The sequence below is a fragment of the Planctobacterium marinum genome (assembly GCF_036322805.1).
Taxonomy (GTDB): domain Bacteria; phylum Pseudomonadota; class Gammaproteobacteria; order Enterobacterales; family Alteromonadaceae; genus Planctobacterium; species Planctobacterium marinum_A.
Genome location: NZ_AP027272.1, coordinates 3,779,762 through 3,805,009, shown reverse-complemented (window position 1 = coordinate 3,805,009; position 25,248 = coordinate 3,779,762). Strand labels below are relative to the sequence as shown.

The window sequence follows — 25,248 nt, the reverse complement described above, 5'->3', positions numbered from 1 at the left end:
GGTTTATTGCATTGAGGGGTTTGTTATGAGGATCTCTAATAATCAGATTTTCGATCGAGCAATCAACGGTGTTATTGATAATCAGATAGGCCTTTCTGAGACTCAATTGCAGTTATCAACAGGTAAAAAATTGATCACACCCTCAGATGATCCCGTAGGAGCTGCAAGTGTTTTACGATTGACTGAAGAGTTGGACCAAATCACACAGTACAACCGTAATAATACGTTATTGCAAAACTCATTGTCGCAAGAAGAAGCCATACTCAGTAACGTAACCAGTTCAGCAAACAGAGCAAGAGTGTTGGTAGTTCAGGCAGGAAATGGTATTAACACCGATGAGGACCGAGCGGCAATTGCGAGTGAGCTTGAGCAGATCCGAGATGAAATCTTCGATTTGATGAATAGCCAGGACGCCAATGGCAAATACATTTTTGCCGGGAATCAGGCGGATTCGCCAGCTTTTGACTTCGATGCCACAGCTACCGGGAACCGATACCTTTTTCAAGGTGACGATGGCCAGAATAAAATTCAGTTATCAAGCAATGTGACTGTCGCAAATGGGGATTCGGGCAGAGAGGTTTTTGAGAACGTTTTGGCTAGACTCAGCGGGACTGTCACAGGCGGTACCGCGACTGCGAGTATCTCTATTGCGCAGCAAGGTGCATTTGACAGTTTTCACAAAGCAAATTATGACGCTGTTACGGCGGCAAACAATACATTTACTGGCACTATTAATGGGGCCGGAACACAAATCACCTTCAATGACCCAGACAATACCACCGTTAATTTTACTTCAGGCGAACCCTTCACTTTTAAAGGTATTGAATTCACCGTAACGGGGGCACCCACAAATACGGTGGAATTTACATTGTCGCAACCTGAAAAGAAAAACCTTGCAGTAACGCTTGATGAGATTTCCAGGGCGTTAAGTGATCCCACGGTTACTGGCGATGCATTACAAGAGGCCTTAAGTGATGCGCTCGTGGGACTGGACAACGGTTTGAAGAAGGTATCCAATACTGTGTCTTCCATTGGTGGGCGCATTAACATTGCAGAGTCGGTTTATGAATCTAATCTTGATTTGGAAATTGCCAATAAAGATGCCCGCTCTCAGATAGAAGATGTGGATTACGCTGAGGCGATATCCGAGTTAAGCAAACAAGAAACTGCACTTCAAGCTGCACAGCAGACTTTCGGGCGCGTTACTAATCTTTCCTTGTTTGACTACATTTAAAGTTCGTTGATATCAAATTGAGCCAGAAATATCTGGCTCTTGCTGTCTTTATGGCTGGAGTAATAGCTCAGATACAGTTTATTTGCATGTTGAACCAGCCCCGGATAACTATTGTCTCCACTTGAAGGTAGTATGGCCTTTAAAGCAAACTTTTGTTGGTTAAAATTAAGGTTAAACAGCGCCGTTTTAAACTGTTGTTTTTCCCAAATCCTACCGGCAACCCAAGCTGATTTTTTGTCTTTTAAAATCATGCAAGGTCCGCCTATATAAGTCCCGAGATCTGTCCATTGCCAGGTTTTGAAAGGCCAACATGAGTTGCCTAGCTGGGCGGTACAGCTGTCTGCATCTCTGCGAACGATTGCATAAGCTGTTTTGTCAATAAAAACAATGTCACTCTCGTTGGGATAACCCAAGTTGTGTTTTGCCAGGCTTAAGACTTCTTTTTTGTGAACTTGAAAATTGCTTCGGGGATCTCCGCAATAAAGTTGGATGCGATTGGCCGCTCGATTATAGGCAAAGCCCCAGGCCTTGTGTTCTGGTTGTAGGCATGTGTCGTGCTCTATTGAGTGCCAACGAAGTCGCCAAAGCCACCAGTAATTATGTCCTATTTTGCGTTGAGAAGACCAACTTATTCCGGAGTTTGAGAGATAAATTGCGGGTTTACAATATGCAGTAGTGCTCTCTTCCTGGAATTTTCGCTGGTAAACCAACAGCATTAACTTATTGTCAGGCGTGACGGTCAATTTCGGATCTCTTAAATCTGATCTTGGCTCCGTAACCCATGTCTTGTTTAGGGTATCGCCCATCAGGTCTAATTGCAGTATACAAATACGTCCATCGTTACTGATATGATTTTCAGCTTCGCGAAAACAACAGTAAAGGTTTCCATTCCACAAACAGAGATCTGTAAAGGCACTATGAGCAGCTGAGCCTGCTATTTTTTTTACTTCAAATTTCATATGTCCAGCATAAACAATGTTGTTTTGTAGGTCGAGCTTGAACGCCATGGATGGCGAGAATGTCTTTTTGCAAGGAGCAAAAAAAGATGAGTTCGACAAAGATCTTAAATCTACCTTCGTTGTCCGACTGGCCGATTAATGTTCCCTACAAAATCGGCATTCACTACGTCCCTGTAGCTCAACCCGAACCCACAAATAACCCTCTGTTTTTATTCACTTTCTCAAAAAAGCTCAAAAAACCTTCAAGGTTTTTTTTGAAATAACGATAACCCTAAGTGAGAGAGCCAGTGACAATCACTTAATAAAACCAATAAACGGGTGATTGTTGAAATTTAACGATATGACTGTACGACGACAGTCACCGGAAAGCCCAAATACCTCACAAGGCCACCCGGATCGAGAGTGTAGGAGAGAGACAGATGTCTTTATTTGTAAATACCAATGTATCTTCATTGAACGCCCAGCGTCAGTTATTCGATTCGGGCAATGCGTTATCCACGTCATTTGAACGTTTATCTTCAGGTTTCCGTATCAACAGAGCCGCAGATGATGCTGCAGGTCTGCAGATTACTGACCGTTTTACCTCACAAATTCAAGGTCTTGACCAATCAGTACGCAACGCCAACGATGCGATTTCACTAGTGCAAACCGCTGAAGGTGCTTTAAACGAAACCACCACGGCATTACAACGTATCCGTACTTTGGCTATTCAGTCACAAAACGGTATCAACTCTTCAGCTGACAGAGCGGCACTGCAACAAGAAGTGACAGCCCTGGTAGCGGAATTATCAAGAATCGGTACTGATACTCAATTCGCAGGCAATGCATTGCTAAGTGGTGGCTTTTCGGCAGCATTCCAGGTGGGTGCCAACGCAGGTCAAACTATTTCCGTTAACTTATCTTCAAGCGATGGTGCCAGCTTCGGTGCATCAGGTTTGGGTGTGGGAACGGTGGATATTTCAACAGTTGCAGGTGCTTCAGGCGCGCTAACTTCAATAGATACTGCGATTTCCTCTATCGGTGCTCAACGTGCTGAGCTGGGTGCTTTACAGAACCGTTTTCAGTCTACCATTCGTAACCTGAGTAACGTGTCTGAGAACTTATCAGGTGCCCGTTCACGTATCAAAGATACTGACTTCGCTACTGAAACAGCCAGTCTGACCCGTAACCAGATTATCCAGCAGGCCAGTACCACGGTGCTTGCTCAGGCGAATCAGCGTCCTCAGTCAGCGTTATCACTGTTGGGTTAATAGGATTGTAGTTCATATGTAGGTCCGCTTGAGCTGCAGGGATGCAGTGAATGCCGATTTTGTCGGGAACACTAATCGGCGAGCTGGACAAAGATGTCAAACCAAATACCTTTGTCCGACTGAATTCGAACCTACAAAATACCTGTAAACCAACAGAGACAATCACAGAACCGAACGATTTCTACCCATATGAAATGTTATCCGCCAGGAGGTAGTGTTAACCCCATTAAAGCCGGATAGTATTGTTACGATTTATACTCATTTTCCTAACGTGAGTTTAGCCAAAGCTTTATAGCTTTGGCTTTTTTCGTTTGGCTTTTTCAGCCGCATCAAGACTAAAAAAACTAATGATGTTCCACGGATCCCAAGGAAGGCCATAGTTGCGACTCCCCATTTATCGTTTTTGTCGAAATAGTCATTTATTTGACGGGTTTAAACAGGCTCTTTTCTCTTTGAAAAATCAAAAAAAGTCAGCAAAAACAAATAAATGAAAAAAAATCATGTTTTTAATTCAAGGTTTAAGTTTAGCAGGCGATAACCCTATGTGAGAGAGCCAGTGCAACAGTTTTAGGATACTACCCATATTCATAGCTGTTGTTGTTTTAAACTTTAAGACCTGTTCCACAGGTCAGATCCCAGATCTATATTTACCCAATATAGCTGGATCGAGAGTGTAGGAGAGACATCATGTCTTTATTCGTTAATACTAACGTATCTTCATTGAACGCACAGCGTCAGCTGTTCGATTCTGGTAACGCGTTATCCACGTCTTTTGAACGTTTATCTTCAGGTTTCCGTATTAACCGAGCTGCAGATGATGCTGCTGGTCTACAGATTTCTGACCGTTTTGAATCACAAATCCAAGGTCTAAACCAATCAGTTCGTAACGCTAACGATGCAATTTCACTTGTCCAAACCGCTGAAGGTGCTTTGAACGAGACAACTACAGCTTTGCAACGTATTCGTACACTAGCTGTCCAGTCGCAGAATGGCATCAACTCATCGGCAGACCGTGCTGCATTGCAACAAGAAGTGACCGCTCTGGTTGCCGAACTATCAAGAATTGGCAGCGACACTACGTTTGCCGGTAATTCATTGCTTAGCGGCGGATTCTCTGCTCAGTTTCAGATTGGGGCAAATGCAGGCCAGACGATCTCTGTAAATCTTTCGTCTTCTGATGGTGCCAGCTTTGGTGCCTCAGGTCTGGGTGTGGGCACTGTCGATATTTCTACTGCTTCGGGTGCTTCTGGTGCGTTGACATCAATTGATACTGCGATCTCCTCTATCGGTGCACAGCGTGCCGAACTGGGTGCTTTGCAAAACCGTTTTCAGTCAACCATCCGTAATTTGAGTACGGTTTCTGAGAACTTATCTGGTGCACAATCTCGTATTCGAGACACAGATTTCGCCACTGAAACAGCGAATCTGACGCGTAATCAGATTATTCAGCAGGCGAGTACTTCAGTATTGGCTCAGGCAAATCAGCGTCCACAGTCAGCATTATCTTTGTTGGGATAATTTAAGAAGATTCATCTTGCCAGGGGGTAGTGTTGAGGACTTTTTGAGCAAGAAGATTATAAGCCGGCTGCACAGCCGGCTTTTTTATTTCTGTTATTTAGAATATAAAATGAGCGCCAATTATTTGACAAAAATTGTGCTTTTAAAGTGTTGAATAATAAGGAGAAAATAAAAAATATCGAAAATAGTCAAAAAAAAGTTAAAGGAAAATTTTACTGCTGACGATACATAAGCACAGGCACTGAGCAATTAATAAAAACAACAAGCCGGGTCTGACTAAGTAAAGAATAAAAAACAGCTTACTTAGTAATTAGAGCGAAATGCTCAATTAATACCAAAATCGTTAGGAGAAAAAAAATGGGTTTATTTGTAAATACCAATGTTTCATCATTAAATTCACAACGTCAGTTATTCAACTCTGGCAACGCATTAAGCACTTCGTTTGAGCGTTTGTCTTCCGGTTTTCGCATTAACCGAGCTGCAGATGATGCCGCAGGTTTGCAGATCACTGACAGAATGACTACTCAAATTCAAGGCTTAGATCAATCAGTTCGCAACGCCAACGATGCAATTTCTCTGGTGCAAACCACTGAAGGTGCATTGGGCGAGTCAACTACGGCTTTACAGCGTATTCGCACCCTGGCTATCCAGTCGCAAAACGGTATCAACTCATCTGCTGACAGAACCGCACTGCAACAAGAAGTAACGGCGTTGGTGGCGGAGCTTTCAAGAATAGCGACAGACACGCAATTCGCTGGCAATAATATCTTATCAGGTACTTTTTCTGCGCAATTCCAGGTAGGGGCTAATGCGGGACAAACAATCTCTGTTAACCTATCCAGTACGGATGGTTCCAGCTTTGGTGCATCGGGATTAGGCGTAGGCACAGTAGATATTACCAGCGCTGCTAATGCTTCTTCAGCACTGACTGCAATCGATACTGCCATCTCTGCTATTGGTGCACAGCGCGCTGAGTTAGGTGCATTGCAAAACCGTTTTCAGTCAACAATTCGCAACCTGTCTAATGTGTCTGAAAACCTGTCTGCAGCAAGATCACGTATCAAAGATACTGACTTTGCGGTAGAAACTGCTGAACTGACTCGTAATCAGATCATTCAACAGGCCAGTACGACAGTATTGTCACAGGCTAATCAGAGACCTCAATCGGCGTTAAGCTTGCTTGGATAATATTCAAGAAGAGTAATAGCTTGAAAAGCTTTTGAACCCTCAATCTCAGGGATGAGATTAAGTCGCCGACTTACGAGACCAACGCCAGGAGGTAGTGTGAGGTATTGAGGTATAGGCCATCAATCCCGCAAGTCGACGCAGAGCTTTCGCTCACTCTATAGCATAGGCTTTTGTAGAACAGTTGCCCAGCTATTTTGACAGTCAAAAATTTAACTGTCAGATTAATTAAAGCAGTAAGCGTGCCAAAAATCCGAAAACTAAGAAAAATTTAAAATTAGTAGATGGGTTAAGGTCGAATTATCAAACAACGTTTTTTTGAGAATACAGAATTTTAGGTTTTTCTTTGCAAAACAAATGGGTAGGTTTTGCAAAGAAGCGGAGAAGGTAAAAAGTCAGCGGTGACTACAATCTCTAAAGTTTAAAACAGTATGGCTCTTATGTACTTTTTACTTAGAAATTACCTTCTCGATTTTATTTGGCGCCAACACGGATGATGCGGGCGATACTGGTAAGAGAAGAGTTTGTTATCAGTAAACCATGCAGGGAGTTGCAGCGTCGGTAGTTGTTTTAATGAGGGTAGGAAATGAGAGGCCGCCTCAGAAACGCCGACTAACAGGACCGAGAGTGTAGAAGTATGGTTGAGAGGCCAGTAATTCTTCCCAAATCCTGCAGTCGGGCGACAAACTTGTAGGTTGAACGTCAGTACAACACTATAAAAAACGAACAGAGGAATGTATTTTTAAAACCTCTGTTAGATTTTGAATAAAACGCCGACTAGCAGGACCGAGAGTGTAGAAGTATGGTTGAGAGGCCAGTAATTCTTCCCAAATCCTGTAGTCGGGCGACAAACCCAACGATTTATCTGGAGTTTCTTCGGGATAAATCGTTAAAAATTGTTCGACCTATGTCGAGCTAAAGTCTGGTTCTCAATCAGACAGTAAAAACGGTTTTTGTATCACTGCTAATAATCAATAACACAGCGGCAGTGAAAACGCCGACTAGCAGGACCGAGAGTGTAGAAGTATGGTTGAGAGGCCAGTAATTCTTCCCAAATCCTGTAGTCGGGCGACAAAACCCATTGCTCGTTCTCCTAACGTGAGCAGTTTAGCCAGGTCTTAGGACCTGGCTTTTTTATTTCTTTCCCAGCCAATCCGTCATTCATGCAAATAGCAAGCGTTTGCGAATTAGCGATGTTGCTTTTTAGCTTCTTCTATTTCAGTTATTCACTTTCCGTGCCACTTTTAGCGTCAAAGTTTTGAACACTTAAATCACTTTTTCCATTCATTAGTCATCCTAAGCATCACTCATGCCAATTATTTTATCGTTGCTGAAATGTTTGAAGTCGCGGCTGAAAACCGAAAGAGCGCCTGCCATAAATTTCGGAATAGGTGTTGAAACGCTCTTTTTTGATTCGTATTTAGCTCAAAATAGAATTGTTTCAATAAATAAATTCCAATCAAATCAATGGGTTGAGGTTGAATTGAAAAATAAGCTAAAAAAAATTAAAAAAACCTAAAGATACTTTAGAGAATGCCGATACCTATTGTTGAGGGGTATTGCGGATTTTGTTTTTTAGGTTTCGAGTGAGGTCGAAACACAAAGGGCAAAACAAGTTTAACGTCAGCACTCTCGACTGACAAAAAAGTAGGCGAACTAGTGGCTCTCTCTTAAGTTAACTGGTTCTCAGGAGGTATAACATGGGTATTTTCGTAAATACAAACGTTTCGTCATTAAATGCGCAACGTCAATTATTTAACTCAAACGATGCGTTAAATACTTCATTTGAAAGACTGTCATCTGGTTTCCGTATTAACCGGGCGGCCGATGATGCGGCAGGTTTGCAGATTTCTGCAGAATTAACCAGCCAAATCCAAGGTATTGATCAGTCTGTTCGAAATGCAAATGACGCAATTTCATTGGTACAGGTAGCTGAAGGTGCCTTGTCTGAAACGACAACATCTTTGCAGCGTATTCGTACTCTGGCTATTCAGGCACAAAACGGTATTAACTCATCTTCTGACCGCGCAGCACTGCAACAAGAAGTTACCGCGTTGTTATCCGAGTTGTCACGAATTGGTTCTGATACACAATTCGCTAACGTAAACATCCTGGATGGTGGTTTTTCTGCTACGTTCCAAGTGGGTGCAAACGCGGGTCAAAGTATTTCTGTAAACTTGTCCAGCTCTGACGGTGCCAGTTTTGGAGCTTCTGGACTGGGCGTTGGTACTGTTGATATTTCAACGGCGTCTGGTGCCTCTGGAGCTTTAGCTTCAATTGACACGGCGATTTCATCAATCGGTGCTCAACGCGCCGAATTAGGTGCCTTGCAAAACCGTTTCCAGTCAACAATTCGCAACCTTTCTACAGTGAGCGAAAACCTTAATGGTGCACGTTCGCGTATTCAGGATACAGATTTTGCTACTGAAACTGCGAATTTGACTAAAAACCAGATTATCCAGCAGGCCAGTGTGTCGGTGTTGAGTCAGTCGAATCAGCGTCCGCAAACTGCATTAGCGCTGTTAGGATAATAGTTGTTGTATTGATTTTGCCTGATTGCAATATCATCTGGTGATATTGCAATCGCTTTTACCTAACAGGAGGTGAAAGATGGAAATTGATTTAGCACAAACAGGTTTTAATGCTAATCTGACACAAAATACACAACCCGCTGTTGTGCGCAGAAGTGAAGAACTGCAGGCAGAAAATAGCAATGAAAGCAGCAATAATAACCGTGCTGCAAGTCGTGCAAATTTTCGCGATACGCCTAATGTTTCAGAGCTACAAGCCGATAACAATGGCATAGGTGAACAAGCTTCGGTGCGTGAAATTGAAAACGCAGTATCTGAAGTGAGAGATTTTGTGCAGTCTCAGAGAACGAATCTAAACTTTTCGTTTAACGATGACTCTAATCGTTCAATCGTACAAGTAACAGATTCGGATACGGGAGAATTGATCAGACAAATACCCTCAGAAGAGGTTCTGGCATTGTCAGACCGAATCAGAGGCTTACAGTCTGATGTTGGTGAAGCCGTAGGAGTACTGTTTAGCAAAGAAGTCTAGTAGAGGTAAATCATGGGCATTCAGAGTTTAGGGGTTGGTTCAGGCTTAGCGCTTGATGATCTTGTTACTCAGCTGATAGATGCTGAGCGTGCACCAAAAGAAGAGCGTTTGAATGAACGCGAAGAGACTCTGGATGCCACTATTTCTGCTATTGGGTCACTAAAGTCAAAAGTCGATGAGTTCCAGGACGCAGTTGAAGAACTCAAAAATGACTACAACCTCAACGCTCGAGAACCCACCATTGACCATCCAACAGAACCGGAAGAAGGGGAAACTGGTCCGTTTACTGTGGAAGCATCCAGTAGTGCGATAGAAGGTGATTATGATATTGCGATAGCGCAATTAGCGGCAGGAACTGAATACAGAACGGCAGATGGTTCTTTCTCGACAACTTCTGACACGCTATACACTGGTGCTGGTACCAGCGTTTCATTTAATTTTGAGTCTTCTAGTGATAATTTTTCGGTAAGTGTCACCACTAATATGACGTTGCAACAGTACGTCGATGCGATCAATGGCTCGGCTGACAACATCCAAGATGACGGCACTACAAAATTAGTTAATGCCATTTTGTTAGATACAGGTACTGCAGATGGTCCGAAAATAATTTTTGAATCTTTGCTTACTGGTAATGGTAACGATTTGAGAATCGTCAACGAAGATGGTGATGCAGAACTTTCCTCAGTCACCAGTCATACTAACGATGGTGTTGGCGGATATAATGCCGATCAGGAATTGAGTACCAACACCGGAGACGAGGCAAAAGTTACCGCGGTCAACGCCCAAGCTTATGTTAATAATGTGTTGGTTGAAAGTGGCTCTAACCAATTCGAAAATGCTATTGCCAACGTTTCATTCGAAGCCTTCAAAGTTTCAGAAACCGACGCATCCACTGCGACGGGATTTGCCGCGTCAAAAGTGACTATCGGTAATGACACTGAGGGTGTTAAGACTAAAATTCAGGATTTCATAGACAACTACAACTCGCTGGTGGATGAAATCACTCGATTAACAAAATACGGTGAATCAGAACTGGAAGATGATGGTGCCCTTGCAGGCGATTTTATGATCAGGAGTATCCAGTCTGGCATATTAAATGCATTAACTAGCACTGTTACAGATAACAGTTTTGGTAGTATTTTTAACATTGGCCTGTCTTTTGATGATGACGGTAAATTAGAAATCAGCGCTGTTGACGAGTTTGGTATTGGCAGTGGCTCGGACCGACTTGACGATGCATTGCAGGATAACTTTGATGATGTCGCCGATTTGTTTACCAACAGCACCAATGGTGTGGCTCAAACGCTTTATGATTTTCTTTATGAGTACACCACCTTTGGTGGTTTGTTAAGGGATCGAGAGTCAGATCTGGCCGACGAGAAAGATGCCTTAGCAGATGAAAGAGAAGCTTTTGAGTTGAGAATGTTATCTTTTGAACAAATCCAACGCGACAAGTTTATCGCGCTGGATAAAACAGTTTCATCGTTGAATAATACCGGCAATGCATTGTTTGCTGCATTGGGCGGACTATAAGAAATAAAGGTGCAAAATGGGTTTAAAGGGCATTCAAGCGTACAAAAAGGGTAGCTTAAAGCAAGACCTGTCTACTGCTGATCCTCACAAAATTACTTTAATGTTAATGCAAGGTGCTTTGGAAAAAATGGCCATGGCCAAAGGTAGTATTGAACGCAAAGAGTTCGAATCAAAAGCATTACATCTTTCCAAGGCGACTTCCATCTTGGTTAACTTGAGAGATACAATCGATCTAGAGATGAAAAGTGAAGTTGGGGAAAATCTCTACGCACTATATGATTACATGGTACGTAGGCTTACAGATGCCAACATACAGAATAGCTTGAAGATCATGGATGAAGTGATTAATCTCATGTTACCGATTAAAAATGCATGGGCTGAAATTCCTGAGAGCGCAAAACAGGAAGCTTACGAAGCTCAGCGACAAAAACGTCAAGCGGTTTGAATAATATTCCATTTTTTTCTGACAATGAACCGGAACAAATTCGGGAAAACTCGCTAGAGATTCAGGGTATTCTCGCGGCAGAAGAATTGGATGCAGAAAGGTTGCAAATAGCTGTAGAGTCAAGAGAAAGGCTCATACTTAAGTTTCTTGAAAGCGAGAAAACACCTGAAAAGTCTCTATTGAGAGATTTGAATAAGACCAACCAAGAGCTTACTCAGTTAGTTAATAAAATGAGAAGTGAGCAGCAGGGCGTTCTGGTGGGCTTTTTAAGAAACCGCAAAGCAGTAAAAAAATACAAAAAATAATAATAAAGCTTCCTGAACATGAGAGAAGCAAGTAAAGAGGGTCGCTTATGTTCAATAATAAAAGTGTTTTAATCACTGGCGGTACCGGTTCTTTCGGACATCGCTTTGTTTCTCACCTTCTCAGGCATTATAAACCTCGCAAGCTAATAATTTACTCCCGCGATGAGCTTAAACAATTCGAAATGCAGCAGAAGTATGACGCAAAATGCATGCGTTTTTTTATTGGTGATGTACGTGGCAAAGAACGTCTTAGAGCAGCCATGCGCGATGTGGACTATGTCGTACACGCAGCTGCTCTAAAACAAGTTCCTGCAGCGGAATACAATCCTAATGAGTGTATAAAGACCAACATTCATGGAGCTCAGAACGTCATTGATGCCGCCATTGAAGCCAATGTGAACAGGGTGGTTGCACTGTCGACAGACAAAGCTGCTAATCCTGTCAATTTGTATGGTGCTACTAAGTTGGCCTCTGATAAATTGTTTGTCGCTGCAAATAACATTAGCGGCGCCAAAGGGCCCCGGTTTTCAGTTGTCAGGTATGGCAATGTTGTTGGCTCGAGAGGATCCGTTGTACCTTTCTTCCGAAAGCTATTGAATGAGGGGACAAAGGTCCTACCTATCACGCACATGGAAATGACGCGCTTTTGGATCACCCTTGATGAAGGTGTTGAATTTGTCGATAAAAGTTTCAGGCGAATGCGGGGGGGAGAGATTTTTGTACCAAAAATCCCATCGGTTAAAATCACTGATCTGGCTTTTGCAATGAGTGATAGTGAACAGTTTGACGTTATTGGTATCCGACCCGGAGAAAAATTACATGAGGTCATGGTACCAGTGGAAGTAGCTCATCACTCCCTGGAGTTTCAGGACCACTTCGTAATTACGCCACCTATCACATTTTTTGACAAAGATATTAATTACTCTGAGAACAAGCTCGGTGAAATTGGAACCCCGGTAGACGAAAAATTTGAATACCACTCTGGCACCAACCCAAACTTTTTGACAATTGAACAAATCAAACAACTTGATAAAGACAATCCATGATTCATTACGGAAAACACAACGTCAATGAAGATGATGTGGCGGCGGTTTGTGATGTGCTGCGAAATGAAAACTTAACTCAAGATCACAAGGGAATTGAATTCGAAGCAGCCCTCTGTCAATACACCGGGGCACGGTATTGTATTACAGTTAATAGCGCGACATCGGCTTTACACATTGCTTGTTTAGCGTTGGGAATTGGCGAGAATGACACGGTTTGGACTAGTCCAAACTCCTTTGTGGCCTCAGCCAATTGTGCTTTGTACAGTGGTGCACGCGTTGACTTTGTTGATATCCACCCCATCAGTCGCAACATAGACATAAATGCCTTGAATACTAAGTTAGCTGAAGCAAAACGGTCAGATCAGCTACCCAAAGCTATTATTGTAGTGCATTTTGCTGGTAACTCTTGTGAGATGAAAGAGCTGCAACAACTTTTACAGCCACTTGATATCGCTCTTATCGAAGATGCCTCCCATGCGTTGGGCGGAACTTACCTTGATAAACCTGTGGGGAACTGCGAGTTTTCAAATTTTTGTGTGTTTAGTTTCCACCCTGTGAAATCTATGACGACTGGCGAAGGCGGTGCTTTGATGGTCAATTGTCCCGATTTAGCTAAAAATGCCAGGTTATATGCTAAGCATGGTATCACTCGAACCGTATCTGATTATGATTACTTCACAGGGCAGCCTTGGGAGTATGAACAGCAAGTATTAGGATTTAATTATAGGTTAAGTGATATTCAATCTGCTTTAGGTATTTCTCAACTAAACAGGCTGGATTCTTTTATTGCTAAACGAAGAGCGTTGGTCGCCAGATATAACCAACTTTTGGCTGACTTGCCGCTTAAATTACCCGTTGACAATCCACAAACAGAGTCTGCATGGCATTTGTACGTAGTAGAATTGCGTAATCATGAGCAAAGAGCAGTATATGACTATATGTTGTCCAAAGGTGTGCAACTTAATGTTCATTATATTCCGATACATCTGCAGCCTCATTATCGCAGACTCGGATTCTCGCCCGGGGATTTTCCTGTTGCTGAGAAATACTACAAAATGGCATTAACTTTGCCTCTGTATCCAGACCTAACGGAATCTCAACAAGATTTTGTCGTTGCAACTTTAAAAGAGGCTTTAGATTGAAATTGGCGATTATACCCGCTCGAGGGGGAAGTAAGCGCATACCCGGAAAAAATATAAAGCTGTTTTCGGGAAAACCACTAATCAATTACTCCATAGAAGCGGCTATGGATAGTGGTTTGTTCGACAAAGTAATTGTCTCAACTGACAGCGAAGAAATTAAGCAACTTGCGATTTCATTGGGAGCGGATGTGCCTTTTGTTCGTCCCGAAAGTTTGTCCAATGATATTGTTGGCACTCGTCCGGTTACTAATCACGCAATTGAATTTTGTCAAAAGCATTATTTTGAACCGGAATATGTTTGTTGTATCTATGCTACAGCCCCTTTTCTTGAGCAAAAGTATCTTGAGGCTGGTTTGCGGGTGCTTGAACAAAACAACAAATTTGATTTCGCTTTCTCGGTAACGAGTTTTCCTTTTCCAGTACAGCGAGCATTGGTTAAAGCCGAAAGCGGACTAAAACCTATGATGCCGGAGCATATAAATAAACGCTCCCAAGATCTTGATGAAGTGTATCATGATGCCGGACAGTTTTACTGGGGAAAAACTGCAGCCTGGTTGTCAAATAAAGTGGTGTTTTCAGAAAACAGCTATCCGGTTGTGTTACCCAGGCATTTAGTTCAAGATATTGATACACAAGAAGATTGGATAAGAGCGGAGCTAATGTACCGCGCCTATGTCCATGACCGATAAGGAGTTTGCTGGTGGCGGTACCCGCGAAAATTCTCATAATACGGATGCTTGGACTCGGTGATGTCACCTGTATAGGTATACCGGCGATTCGCTACATAAAGTCGAAGTATCCCGAAGCCGATATTTCCGTATTGACCTTCTCAGCTGGTGCAGACGTTATTCAATTGGCTGAGCCTGATGTGTCCATTATAAAAATGGAGAAGGACGAGTGGCCTGATAACATTATTCATGCGATGGAACGTTTTTTGATGCTGGCAGAAAAAATCATCGGACATGAATACGAGAAAATTATCAATCTCGATACCTGGTTCATGCCCTGTTTCTTGGCTCGTTTTTTGAAAGACGCCGGAGAAAATTTACAAGGCAATTTCATGTCTATTCCTGTAGCAGAGTTAATTGATCAACTTGATAAGCAAACACTGCAACACGATTATGTGCACAATCCTGCTAACTACATGCAAAGCACATTCTTTGGCATGGCGCGTTGGCATACACCTTGGTGGGAGTATGGCACCGTTCCAGATTTTGGGTACCCCGAATTTTACTTACGTCAATGTTGTGGCTTTTCCGATATTGAAATGAACATGCAAATCGAAACGGAAAGTAGTCACAAGTTAGACAAAATTGGGAATAAACAAAAGGTTATTGCTCTGGCTACTGAAGCCAGAACCAGCGAACGTTCCTATGCGTACGGCAAAGATCTGCAGAAGCTGTTGGAAAAAGCGGGCTTTTATGTGTGGTCTGGCTTTGATGGTTCCCAGCCAATGCGCAAAACGTTGAACATGTTAAAAAGCACTGATTTACTCATCACCGTTCCGTCTGCTCCTCAGTGGTTAGCTACAACAGTAGATTGCCCTTGTCTTGTTATTGTTGGGGAGGTGGACGCGCGAACATTAATGCCGGACTATGCCACCGAACCATCGAAAACGCCCATCCCTGCCGCTGAATTAGTTGAAAGTGTTAAATCAATTTTTGAAGAAGCAGGCTGATCATGGCAAGGCAGTTTGAGCAGCAATTTAAGATAGGTGAATTTCCGATCGGCAATGGCCGTCCCTTTATCATAGCTGAGTTAAGTGGCAACCATGATCAGAATTTTGAGCTTGCAATTGCCATGATCGATGCAGCGGCAGAAGCTGGTGTCGATGCAATCAAGCTTCAGACCTACACGGCGGATTCAATGACATTGGATAGTGATGCGGCGGATTTCGTCATCGGTGAATCAGACAGCTTATGGGCTGGGGAAAAGTTACACTCTTTGTATCAAAAAGCTGCCACGCCTTATGAGTGGCACAAACCGCTGTTTGAGCATGCTCGAAAAAGAGGGCTGGTTGCTTTCAGCTCGCCTTTCGATGAGGCAGCCGTTGAGTTTCTTGATGAGTTAGATGTTCCTTGTTTTAAGATTGCCTCATTTGAACTAACCGACCTACCTTTGATTGCCTGTGCGGCTGCTAAGAGGAAACCACTGATCATGTCAACAGGAATGGCATCTGTTGAAGAGATTGAAGAAGCTGTGGCAACTGCTTATGAGCATGGCTGCAAGCAGCTTGTATTACTTAAGTGTACAAGTACATATCCTGCGGCGCCGACTAATACACATTTGAATACTATTCCAGATCTTCGCAACAGATTTGGTTGTATCGTGGGCTTATCTGACCACACACGTGGAATAGGTGCCGCTGTTAGCAGTGTAGCCCTGGGCGCAAAGGTAATCGAGAAGCATTTTGTATTAGATCGTTCCGCAGGTGGCGTTGATGCAGCGTTCTCGCTAGAACCTGCAGAATTCAAAATGTTGGTTGAAGAGAGTAAAATCGCGTGGCAAGCATTAGGTCAAGTTCAATACGGTGGCTCCGAGGCAGAGCAAAAATCCAAAAAGTATCGCCGTTCTGTTTATGTTTCTGCTGATATCAAAGCAGGAGAGGTTTTTACCAGAAGTAATCTAAAAGTGGTGAGACCTGCCTTGGGACTTGCACCCAAACACTATCATGAATTGTTAGGTAAAGTGGCCGCTTGCGATCTTAAATTAGGGCAAGCCATGAGCTGGGAACACGTCGTCGCTAAATGAAAGCTTATTTTCGCACCGAGGCTTCTAATGCAGTTGGGATGGGGCATTTGATGCGCTGTATGGCGCTTGCCCAAATACTCAGTGACCAGTACATCAAGTGTAGCTTTATCGTTCCCCCTGAATCCATACCATTTTGTTTGGGCCGTCACGACTGGGATTTTTCTCTCATTCCCTTACAGGAGGAACTACCCACCATCGATGAGTATCGTTGGTTCAGCGAAAACATAGACCTTACGAGTGATGACATACTTGTATTGGATAGTTATAAATTTACTGGACAATACATTTCAAGTATGGCGCAGTTACCTGCTAGCCTGGTTTTATTTGACGATTGCAACGATAGAGACAAACTTGAAGTTGATGTGGTTATTAATAGCGCCGGAGGGGCTGATTCTTTGGGCTATGAGGTTACCGCCCCTGATGCTCATTATTGTCTTGGTGAACAATACCGCTTATTACGCCGCGAGTTTTTGACGGAATTACCACAACCTTTGCCCGATAGAAATTCTCTTACCATTGTCATGGGGGGGACGGACCCACAGGGATTATCTTTGAGGATTTTACAGGAGTTAAGCCAGCAAGAGTTTTACGGCCCAGTCAGGCTTGTTACAACCAGTAATAATCCACAACTAGAAGAGATTAAGTTATTTACTACCAATACTCTGTTGAGCGTTCAGTTGGTTATTGACTGCCAGGACCTGGCAACGATTTTTTCTCATAGTCGTTTGACACTTTCTGCGGCGGGCTCTAGTCAGTTCGAATTGTTGGCTATGCATTGTCCTACAGTGCTTTTGGTGGTTGCAGATAATCAATTCAATGCAGCCCAAGCTTCTGAAAATCAGGGATGGTGCCGGGTGTTTGATGTCAGGGAAACCAAAAATATGGTCAATGTTGTTTCTGGGTTAACCCAGTTATGGCAAAATGAATCTAAATTACAATCCATGATGAAGGCAGCGCAGCAACACGCGGATACAAAAGGTAACGAGCGTATCTTAGATACAATTGCACGACTTGATTCGGAGCGGCTTGATGGGCGTTAAACTGTGTGGTTATGGTGTCGACATGGTGCCTGTAGCGAGCCATCACCTGGAATTATTACGCCAGTGGCGTAACTCTAATTTTGTGCGGCAACAGATGGTGTCAAATGACCATATTTCGGGTGAACAGCAACTAAGATGGTTTGACAATATTTGTTTGCGTAATGATCAAGTGCATTTTGTGATCCAGTACAAGGGTGAAGCGATTGGGTCTGCTAACCTCAAAGCGCTATGCGGTAATTCGGTAGAGCAGGCCAACAGACTTGAGCCTGGAATTTACATAGGCGACGAGCGGTATCATTCCAATATTCTTGCCTTTGCTCCTTCGCTATTGTTGCTGGACTACTGCTTTGATGACCTGGGGGTGAAGCAGTTGTTTGCCAAAGTTAAAATAAACAATCAAGCTGCATTGAACTATAACCATAAACTTGGTTACCGCGAGGTCGATAAAGATGGTGAGTATGTGTTTATCACATTGGACTATGAACGCTATCTGGCCAGTACGGTAACCTTAAAAAAATTGTTCTCGAGACAAGCTAAATGACAAATAAAGAACTGCTATATCAAGCGTTTTCTAGCGCATTGAACATTGAGTTAAACCAAGTGAAGCCGGATCTAACCTACAACACGATTGCGGAGTGGGATTCGACGGCTCACATGATTTTGATTGCAGAAATTGAAGGTGTGTTTGATGTGATGTTGGACACCGATGACATCATAGATATGAGCTCTGTGCAGAAAGCGCAAGAGATTTTGCAAAAATACGATGTCGCCTTCTAGCAACAATTTCACTATGCAGGGACTTGATAATAAGGTCATTTTAATCACTGGCGCAAGTAGAGGTATTGGTGCTGCCTGTGTAAATAGTTGTCTTGAAGCTGGTGCGACAGTACTTGCAAATTGTCGCAATGCCCAGAGTGCGGAAAAATTGTCGCTCATAATCAGTGAAAAATTTTCTAAGCGCTTTCACTCTCTGATATATGACGTAACTGATAGTGAAGCCCTCAAACAACAATTTAAGTTTATCCAATCGCAATTTGGTCGATTGGATGGATTAGTCAATAACGCCGGGGTGATGCAAGAACAAGCGCTGGCCATGACCAGGAAAATAGATCTGGAGGCTATGTTCGCTGTTAATGTTAGTGCGGCATTCGAACACATACAGTTTGCTTCCAGGCTAATGATGCGCAACAAGCAAGGCAGTATCGTTAACCTTGGAAGTATTGTCGGAGAATATGGAGGCAAAGGGCAGGCTGCATATGCCATGTCAAAAGCAAGCCTTTCTGTGCTTTCAAAATCTGCCGCAAAAGAGTTGGGGCCATCAGGTATTCGGGTAAATACGGTTGCTCCAGGATTCATAGAGACAGATTTAACGGCACACTACAGCGAAGCTAAAAAACAAGAAATTATGGCTAATGTTCCACTTGGACGGCTCGGCCTCGATTCTGATGTGGCAAACGTAATTAGATTCCTTTTGTCGGACGATGCGCAATATGTATCCGGGCAAGTTATTGGTGTCGATGGCGCGTTGTCTTTTCCTTAGACTGGACCTAATTGAATGGCTATGTTTTGGCATTTTCAGGATTGTTTTAAAGAGCGAACTGCTTTTACCTTTGAGGGTAATGATTACTCATTTACGCAGTTACAAACTTTAGTGTCAGACGCAAAAGCAAAGTTGCCTTCGGCAGGGGCGTTGGTCTTTTTGTTTTGTAAAAATGATATCAATACGTTGGTGCATTATCTGGCGTGCTTACAAAATCAAGTTGCTGTAATGTTGTTGGATGCTGGTTTGTCGGAACAAATGAGCAACGAACTCGTTGTCAGATTTCAGCCACAAGCGATAGTCAGATCTGGAGAAATCCAGCAAACCGATCTGACTCAAACCCTTGTTGATAGTCGATTGGCTGTTTTGTTACCTACTTCGGGCAGTACCGGCGCAGCTAAACAGGTAGCGTTGAGTTACGAGAACTTACAGGCGAATGCCGAATCAATCTGTTCATACTTACCTATTCAGGATAGTGATACCACCATTACGACGCTGCCTTGTCATTATTCCTATGGCTTGTCGGTACTCAACACTCACCTACTCAAAGGTGCACGCTGCCTGTTGACAGACGCATCGGTGGTTAGTAAGGATTTTTGGTTATACCTGCAGAACGACAAAATAACCAGCTTTGCCGGCGTTCCATATACCTATGAGATGCTTTACAAATTGCGATTTCACCAGAAACAGTTTCCGTCATTGCGCTATATAACGCAGGCTGGAGGGCGATTGAAACCTGAAGTTCTGAGTGTTTATTCTCAATGGATGCAAGAACAAGAAAAAGCTTTTTATGTTATGTATGGTCAAACAGAAGCAACAGCCAGAATGGCTTGGTTGCCGCCCGAGAAATTATCTCGTAAACCGAGCTCTATCGGTAACGCAATTCCCGGTGGGCAATTGTCATTAGTGAAAGGTTCAAAAGCGCTGGATGGGGATAATGGTGAATTGATTTACCAAGGACCTAATGTCATGTTGGGTTATGCTGACAGTCGTGAAGGGCTCGCTGTGTTTTCACCTACCAATGTGCTTAAAACGGGGGATGTGGCATGGCAGGATGATGAAGGCGACTTTCATATCGTTGGACGTTTAAAGCGCTTTGTAAAAATCTTCGGATTGAGGTTGGGGTTGGATGAGATTGAACGTTTTTTGGATGCTTCAGGGGTTGATGCAAGAGTTTGTGGTATCGACGATAAACTGTGTGTAGCCGTGAAAAACGCGCAAAGTTGTTCGTCCGTAAAGCAACAGTTGAGTGAACGACTAAAGCTTCATCCCAGCGTTATCGAGATCATTCAGCTAGAACATTTCCCGGTTAATAGTAATCAAAAAACTGACTATCAGGCGATTGAGTCATTTTTTGAGGCGGAGCGAAGGTGATGTCGGAATTGGTACCAGAGCAATGGTTTGAGAGTCCGCCCTTCTCTATGCCGCAAGCAGAAAAAGAAATTCGACTATTGAATACGCTAAAGGAACTGCATCAATACCATCAAGCCCATTGTGTTGAGTACAACAATTTATTTTCTCAAACTGAGCTTTCCGATATTGAATCGTTGCCTTACCTGGCGGTCCGTCTGTTTAAACATTTGAGTTTAAGCAGTATTGCAGAGGCTGATGTCTTTAAAACATTATATTCATCAGGGACAACAGGACAAATGCCGGCAAAGGTCTTACTGGACCAGGAAACCAGCAGACGCCAATCTAAAGTGCTGGTAAAGGTATTACAGGACTTTATTGGCAAACAGAGAATGCCAATGCTCATCATTGATCATCCCGGTGTTGTTAAGAGCCGCAATAGTTACTCAGCAAGAGGTGCTGGTATTCAGGGACTTTCGCTTTTTGGGCGCAAGCCTGTTTTTGCTTTAAATGATGACATGTCATTAAACCTTGAGGTTGTACAAAACTTTAACAACGAACACAAAAATACACCGGTATTGTTGTTTGGGTTTACCTTTATGGTATGGAAATATTTTATCCGGGCATTGAATGCCCAAAATATCACATTGAACCTGAGTCAAGGGACGCTTTTACACAGTGGTGGGTGGAAAAAGCTCGAAGCTGAAAAAGTAAGTAATTCAACCTTTAAAGAAACTTGCAAAGATGTGTTGGGGCTGAGCCAGGTACATAATTTTTATGGAATGGCAGAGCAAGTAGGGTCAATTTTTGTTGAATGTGAGCAAGGCCACTTACATGCACCTGTCTATGCCGATGTGATTATTCGAGATCCTGTTTCTATGGCTGTTTTACCGAATAATGTTGAAGGCGTTATTCAGGTGTTGTCCATAGTCCCAAGTAGTTACCCGGGTAACTCGTTATTAACTGAGGATTTGGGTATGATTCTAGGAGTAGATGACTGCTCATGTGGTCGCAAAGGTAAGTATTTTTTGGTGCATGGTAGATTACCTAAAATGGAAGTTAGGGGGTGCAGTGATACTGCGAAATAAACTTCCACAGATATTAAGTGACACCTCCATTCAATGTGCAGAGGAGGTGCTACGCTGTACTTGCATGGAACCCTTTGCAAAGGAAACGAGGGAGTTTATTGATGCACTTTCTAACACGTTGTTAGCTGAACAAATATTCAAGCCTCATTCCGAACTAACGACATTGGGTTTTTGGCTTCGCGCAAGTAACATTAAACGCTTAAGGCAACAATATTTTGCTCAGGATAATGTCAGCAGTAGCTTGTTTCTGAAACCACTGGGTGGTGTTTTGCATATTGCCCCGAGCAATGTCGATACTATGTTCGTCTATAGTTGGGTGTGCAGTCTGTTGGTGGGCAACAATAATATCGTGCGAGTTCCATCAAATATAACCGAAGCGGTGCAAAAGTTGTTGTCGCTTATATCAAGGCTTTTGCAGCAACCGAAGTTTACCTCGATAGCGCAGCGAAATCTTATTGCCACCTGGACACAGCAAAGTAATGTTTCAGCCACATTATCACTAATGGTGCAGGCTCGTATGATTTGGGGCGGGAACGAAACAGTACAGAACATACGTAAAATGCCGACATTGCCAAATTGTAGAGATATCGCCTTTGCAGACAAGTTTTCGGTTTCGGTTTTGAAGTTGGCAGGTAAGTCTCAGGATGAAATTGATGCGTTGGCAGAGCTATTATGGCGAGATATAAGCACCTTTCAGCAAGCGGCTTGTTCATCACCAAGAGTACTGGTCTTCAGTGATAGTCCAGAGCAACAAAAGCAGCATTTGTACTCAAGGCTAATGGCCCGAGCTAACTCGCTGACCAATGATGCATCAACCTCTATGAATCACTTGGTTGCCAGACAGTTAATATTGTCTCAGCATCAAGACAACTATCTACACAGTGATGGGCCTTTATCAGTCGTTAAGATTCACAAATTGCACAAAGATTATATTGCCTGGCACCCAGCTCAAAATTTTCTTTATGAATACGACGTCGGTGATTTAACCGAATTATTTGCTTGGCTGCCAGAGCAGTGCCAAACAGTGAGTCATTTCGGATTTAGTTCTGACGAACTCCAAAGGGCGGTGGCTCCTTATCTTGGACCTTCTGTTGACCGTCTTGTGCCAGTAGGGCAGGCACTAATTTTTTCTTCACACTGGGATGGTTACGATGTGCTCAAACAACTCTCCAGAATTATTGAACTGAGGGTTTGAGTGTGATGTATTCCTTTTAATTAGCGGTTATACGCTAAAAACGGCGTGTTTATCGTCGATACCAATAGCGATTGATTCTTCGGCAAAATTATATAGCTCTATCGTTTATGAGCTGGCTTTTCGGGATTTTTGATTAATATGAGTAAAAAAGTATACATTGGAATGAGTGCAGATCTGGTGCACCCAGGACATTTGAATGTTATTGCCAAAGCTGCGAGCCTTGGTGACGTGACCATTGGTCTCCTAACTGATGCCGCGATTGCCAGTTATAAACGAGTTCCATATATGACCTTCGAACAGCGTAAATTGGTAGTTGAGAATATTAAGGGGGTGCAAAGGGTTGTGCCCCAGACAACACTTGATTATGTCCCTAATCTTCAACAACTGAGACCCGATTATGTTGTACACGGCGATGATTGGAAAGAAGGGGTGCAAAAAAAGACACGGCAGAATGTCATTGATTGTCTTGCTCAGTGGGGAGGAGAGCTTGTAGAGGTGCCCTACACAAAAGGGGTATCTTCGACTCAGTTCCACAAAGCCATAAAAGAGATAGGGGTGACGCCTGAAATACGACTTAAATCTTTACGCAGACTTTTAGCGGCAAAACCTCAACTGCGCTTCCTGGATATACACAATGCCCTTTCTGGTCTTATTATCGAGCATACCAAAGTTATAAAAGATGATGTACCGGTAGAATTTGACGGTATGTGGGGAAGCAGTTTGACAGACTCAACCGCGAAGGGGAAACCAGATATTGAGGCTGTAGATGTATCCTCGCGCATGTCCACTTTGAATGAAGTGATAGAAGTAACTACCAAACCAATCATTTATGATGGTGATACGGGAGGAAAACCAGAACACTTCAAATTTACAGTTAAAACTCTGGAACGCTTGGGTGTTTCTGCAGTAATAATTGAAGACAAAACCGGCCTTAAAAAGAATTCTTTATTTGGGACTGAAGTAGCACAAACCCAGGACTCAATTGAAAATTTCTGTGCAAAAATTCAGGTGGGAAAAGCGGCTCAAGCAACAGATGATTTTATGGTTATTGCAAGAATCGAAAGCCTGATATTGCAACAGGGTATTGAAGATGCGCTAACCAGGGCTGAAGCATATCTGGATGCGGGAGCAGATGGCATCATGATCCACAGTCGAGAAAAGACGCCAGACGAAATCTTTGAATTCTGCCAGCGTTATAAAGCACTGCCCAATCGAAAAATTTTGGTCGCGGTACCATCAAGTTACAATCAAGTTTACGAGCATGAGCTTCTTGCACATGGGGTAAATATTGTGATTTATGCCAATCAACTGATCCGCAGTGCTTATCCCGCCATGCTAAATACTGCAAAATCCATTTTAACGCATCAACGGTCCGCTGAAGTGGATGACACCATGATGCCCTTAAAAGAGATCCTGGAATTGATTCCCGGTGGCAAGTAATCGCATTTTTTATCTCAAGCAAGAGCGGAAAAACTAACATGATATTACCTGAAGACTTTTGCCAATTTGTGCGATCGCACGGCATATCTTTTTTTGCGGGGGTACCCGATTCACTGTTGAAAAATTTATGCGCTTATATAGACGAACATTTTGACTCAAGACAGCATGTTATAACGGCGAACGAAGGTAACGCCATTGCTATGGCAATGGGACACTTCCTTGCTACCGGGAGTCCCGCGGTCGCGTATATGCAAAACTCAGGGTTAGGTAATGCCATTAATCCATTGGTTTCAATGACATGCGAAGAGGTGTGTGGCATTCCAATGTTGCTGATAATTGGGTGGCGCGGTGAGCCGGGCATTTCAGATGAACCGCAGCATTTCAAGCAAGGCCAAATTACTCCAGAAATGCTCGAACTACTGGGCATTCCTTACATCACTTTGGAAGCACAAAGCGATGTCAGTGCTGCGTGTTCAGAGATAATAAGTACAATGCTGAAGGATTCGAAACCTGTCGCCATTCTCGTTCGCAAAAACACGTTTGCCGCCACCGCGAAAAGCCCTCAACCAGAAGGGCAAATGATGTCCAGAGAGACAGCTCTCAATATTATTAATGATCATTTAACTAAAGATGCTCTTGTGATTGCTACGACAGGAAAAACAGCCAGAGAGCTCTATGAAATTCAGGTGAAAGCAACAGGCGAGTGTTCAGCTTTTTTAACCGTAGGAGCCATGGGGCATGCATCTAGTATTGCTGCTAGTGCGGCAATAGCCAGGCCTGAAAAAACAGTTGTTTGTTTAGACGGTGATGGTGCGATGATCATGCATATGGGAGCTCTTCCTATTATTGGATCGTTGCGGCCAAACAATCTGATTCATATATTATTAAACAATAATGCCCATGAATCTGTTGGTGGCCAACCCACTTGCGCAGGTAGCATTAATATCGAATCATTAGCGCTTGCTAATGGCTATGCACAGTATATAAGTATAGAATCCGAAGCGGAGCTTGTGTCTTGTCTGAAGCGGTGGGATTTTGAATCTGGCCCCTGTTTGATGGAAATTAAAATTAAAATCGGTGCCCGAAAGGATTTGGGCAGACCTGAACCAAGCCCTTATGAAAATACCAGAACCTTTCTAAAGCATGCTAAATAATAAAATAAAC

25 protein-coding genes are annotated in these 25,248 nt (G+C 43.1%); 24 read left to right on the top strand and 1 reads right to left on the bottom strand.

Annotation, left to right across the window (positions count from 1 at the left end):
• The first annotated feature begins 25 nt into the window (after nt 1–25).
• A complete protein-coding gene (flgL, locus tag AABA75_RS16840; RefSeq protein WP_338293907.1) occupies nt 26–1,234 on the top strand; it encodes a flagellar hook-associated protein FlgL in 1,209 nt (402 codons plus the stop codon).
• Here flgL and AABA75_RS16835 read toward each other — a convergent pair.
• Nucleotides 1,231–2,193, bottom strand: a complete 963-nt coding sequence (locus AABA75_RS16835; protein WP_338293906.1) for a hypothetical protein — start codon at nt 2,191–2,193, stop codon at nt 1,231–1,233. The genes flgL and AABA75_RS16835 overlap by 4 nt on opposite strands.
• 419 nt (nt 2,194–2,612) lie before the next feature.
• On the opposite strand from AABA75_RS16835, the gene AABA75_RS16830 reads away from it, so the two are divergent.
• The 23 genes from AABA75_RS16830 (at nt 2,613) to aepY (ending at nt 25,238) form a co-directional block, all read left to right on the top strand.
• The gene (locus AABA75_RS16830; RefSeq protein ID WP_338293905.1) at nt 2,613–3,443 is read left to right on the top strand and encodes a flagellin; all 831 of its coding nucleotides are present in this window, start codon (nt 2,613–2,615) and stop codon (nt 3,441–3,443) included.
• 687 nt (nt 3,444–4,130) lie between these two features.
• Nucleotides 4,131–4,961 (top strand): flagellin, encoded by an 831-nt coding sequence (locus AABA75_RS16825; protein WP_338293904.1) that lies wholly within the window; start codon nt 4,131–4,133, stop codon nt 4,959–4,961.
• Nucleotides 4,962–5,318: 357 nt separating this feature from the next.
• The gene (locus AABA75_RS16820; protein ID WP_338293903.1) at nt 5,319–6,149 is read left to right on the top strand and encodes a flagellin; all 831 of its coding nucleotides are present in this window, start codon (nt 5,319–5,321) and stop codon (nt 6,147–6,149) included.
• Between the two features lie 1,306 nt (nt 6,150–7,455).
• Complete coding sequence (locus tag AABA75_RS16815) at nt 7,456–7,665, top strand: hypothetical protein (protein ID WP_338293902.1); 210 nt, start codon at nt 7,456–7,458, stop codon at nt 7,663–7,665.
• Between the two features lie 181 nt (nt 7,666–7,846).
• Complete coding sequence (locus AABA75_RS16810) at nt 7,847–8,677, top strand: flagellin (RefSeq protein ID WP_338293901.1); 831 nt, start codon at nt 7,847–7,849, stop codon at nt 8,675–8,677.
• Nucleotides 8,678–8,756: 79 nt separating this feature from the next.
• Nucleotides 8,757–9,209 (top strand): flagellar protein FlaG, encoded by a 453-nt coding sequence (locus tag AABA75_RS16805; RefSeq protein WP_338293900.1) that lies wholly within the window; start codon nt 8,757–8,759, stop codon nt 9,207–9,209.
• A 12-nt stretch (nt 9,210–9,221) separates the two neighbouring features.
• Nucleotides 9,222–10,742, top strand: coding sequence for a flagellar filament capping protein FliD (fliD, locus tag AABA75_RS16800; RefSeq protein ID WP_338293899.1), 1,521 nt, complete (start codon nt 9,222–9,224; stop codon nt 10,740–10,742).
• Between the two features lie 16 nt (nt 10,743–10,758).
• A complete protein-coding gene (fliS, locus tag AABA75_RS16795) occupies nt 10,759–11,187 on the top strand; it encodes a flagellar export chaperone FliS (protein WP_338293898.1) in 429 nt (142 codons plus the stop codon).
• Nucleotides 11,184–11,492, top strand: coding sequence for a hypothetical protein (locus AABA75_RS16790; protein WP_338293896.1), 309 nt, complete (start codon nt 11,184–11,186; stop codon nt 11,490–11,492). Before fliS ends, AABA75_RS16790 begins: the two co-directional genes overlap by 4 nt.
• A 47-nt stretch (nt 11,493–11,539) precedes the next feature.
• On the top strand, nt 11,540–12,538 hold the full coding sequence (gene pseB, locus AABA75_RS16785; protein ID WP_338293895.1) for a UDP-N-acetylglucosamine 4,6-dehydratase (inverting): 999 nt from the start codon (nt 11,540–11,542) through the stop codon (nt 12,536–12,538).
• A complete protein-coding gene (gene pseC, locus AABA75_RS16780; RefSeq protein WP_338293894.1) occupies nt 12,535–13,680 on the top strand; it encodes a UDP-4-amino-4,6-dideoxy-N-acetyl-beta-L-altrosamine transaminase in 1,146 nt (381 codons plus the stop codon). Before pseB ends, pseC begins: the two co-directional genes overlap by 4 nt.
• Entirely contained in the window at nt 13,677–14,369 is a 693-nt protein-coding gene (pseF, locus tag AABA75_RS16775) for a pseudaminic acid cytidylyltransferase (protein ID WP_338293893.1), read from the top strand. The genes pseC and pseF overlap by 4 nt, the downstream gene beginning before the upstream one ends.
• Nucleotides 14,370–14,380: 11 nt before the next feature.
• A complete protein-coding gene (locus AABA75_RS16770) occupies nt 14,381–15,358 on the top strand; it encodes a hypothetical protein (protein WP_338293892.1) in 978 nt (325 codons plus the stop codon).
• A gap of 2 nt (nt 15,359–15,360) precedes the next feature.
• Nucleotides 15,361–16,431 (top strand): pseudaminic acid synthase, encoded by a 1,071-nt coding sequence (gene pseI / locus AABA75_RS16765; RefSeq protein ID WP_338293891.1) that lies wholly within the window; start codon nt 15,361–15,363, stop codon nt 16,429–16,431.
• On the top strand, nt 16,428–17,471 hold the full coding sequence (pseG, locus tag AABA75_RS16760) for a UDP-2,4-diacetamido-2,4,6-trideoxy-beta-L-altropyranose hydrolase (protein WP_338293890.1): 1,044 nt from the start codon (nt 16,428–16,430) through the stop codon (nt 17,469–17,471). Before pseI ends, pseG begins: the two co-directional genes overlap by 4 nt.
• Nucleotides 17,461–18,012 carry a GNAT family N-acetyltransferase gene (locus AABA75_RS16755; protein WP_338293888.1) on the top strand — a complete coding sequence of 184 codons (552 nt, stop codon included), beginning with the start codon at nt 17,461–17,463 and terminating at the stop codon, nt 18,010–18,012. The genes pseG and AABA75_RS16755 overlap by 11 nt, the downstream gene beginning before the upstream one ends.
• Complete coding sequence (locus AABA75_RS16750) at nt 18,009–18,248, top strand: acyl carrier protein (protein WP_338293887.1); 240 nt, start codon at nt 18,009–18,011, stop codon at nt 18,246–18,248. The genes AABA75_RS16755 and AABA75_RS16750 overlap by 4 nt, the downstream gene beginning before the upstream one ends.
• A gap of 13 nt (nt 18,249–18,261) precedes the next feature.
• Nucleotides 18,262–19,011 carry an SDR family NAD(P)-dependent oxidoreductase gene (locus tag AABA75_RS16745; RefSeq protein WP_338293886.1) on the top strand — a complete coding sequence of 250 codons (750 nt, stop codon included), beginning with the start codon at nt 18,262–18,264 and terminating at the stop codon, nt 19,009–19,011.
• 15 nt (nt 19,012–19,026) lie between these two features.
• Nucleotides 19,027–20,385, top strand: a complete 1,359-nt coding sequence (locus AABA75_RS16740; protein ID WP_338293885.1) for an AMP-binding protein — start codon at nt 19,027–19,029, stop codon at nt 20,383–20,385.
• Nucleotides 20,385–21,449 carry an acyl-protein synthetase gene (locus AABA75_RS16735; protein ID WP_338293884.1) on the top strand — a complete coding sequence of 355 codons (1,065 nt, stop codon included), beginning with the start codon at nt 20,385–20,387 and terminating at the stop codon, nt 21,447–21,449. Before AABA75_RS16740 ends, AABA75_RS16735 begins: the two co-directional genes overlap by 1 nt.
• Before the next feature lie 64 nt (nt 21,450–21,513).
• Entirely contained in the window at nt 21,514–22,644 is a 1,131-nt protein-coding gene (locus AABA75_RS16730; protein ID WP_338293883.1) for an acyl-CoA reductase, read from the top strand.
• Nucleotides 22,645–22,782: 138 nt separating this feature from the next.
• Nucleotides 22,783–24,084, top strand: coding sequence for a phosphoenolpyruvate mutase (gene aepX, locus AABA75_RS16725; RefSeq protein WP_338293882.1), 1,302 nt, complete (start codon nt 22,783–22,785; stop codon nt 24,082–24,084).
• Nucleotides 24,085–24,122: 38 nt separating this feature from the next.
• Complete coding sequence (gene aepY / locus AABA75_RS16720) at nt 24,123–25,238, top strand: phosphonopyruvate decarboxylase (RefSeq protein ID WP_338293881.1); 1,116 nt, start codon at nt 24,123–24,125, stop codon at nt 25,236–25,238.
• Nucleotides 25,239–25,248: the final 10 nt, after the last annotated feature.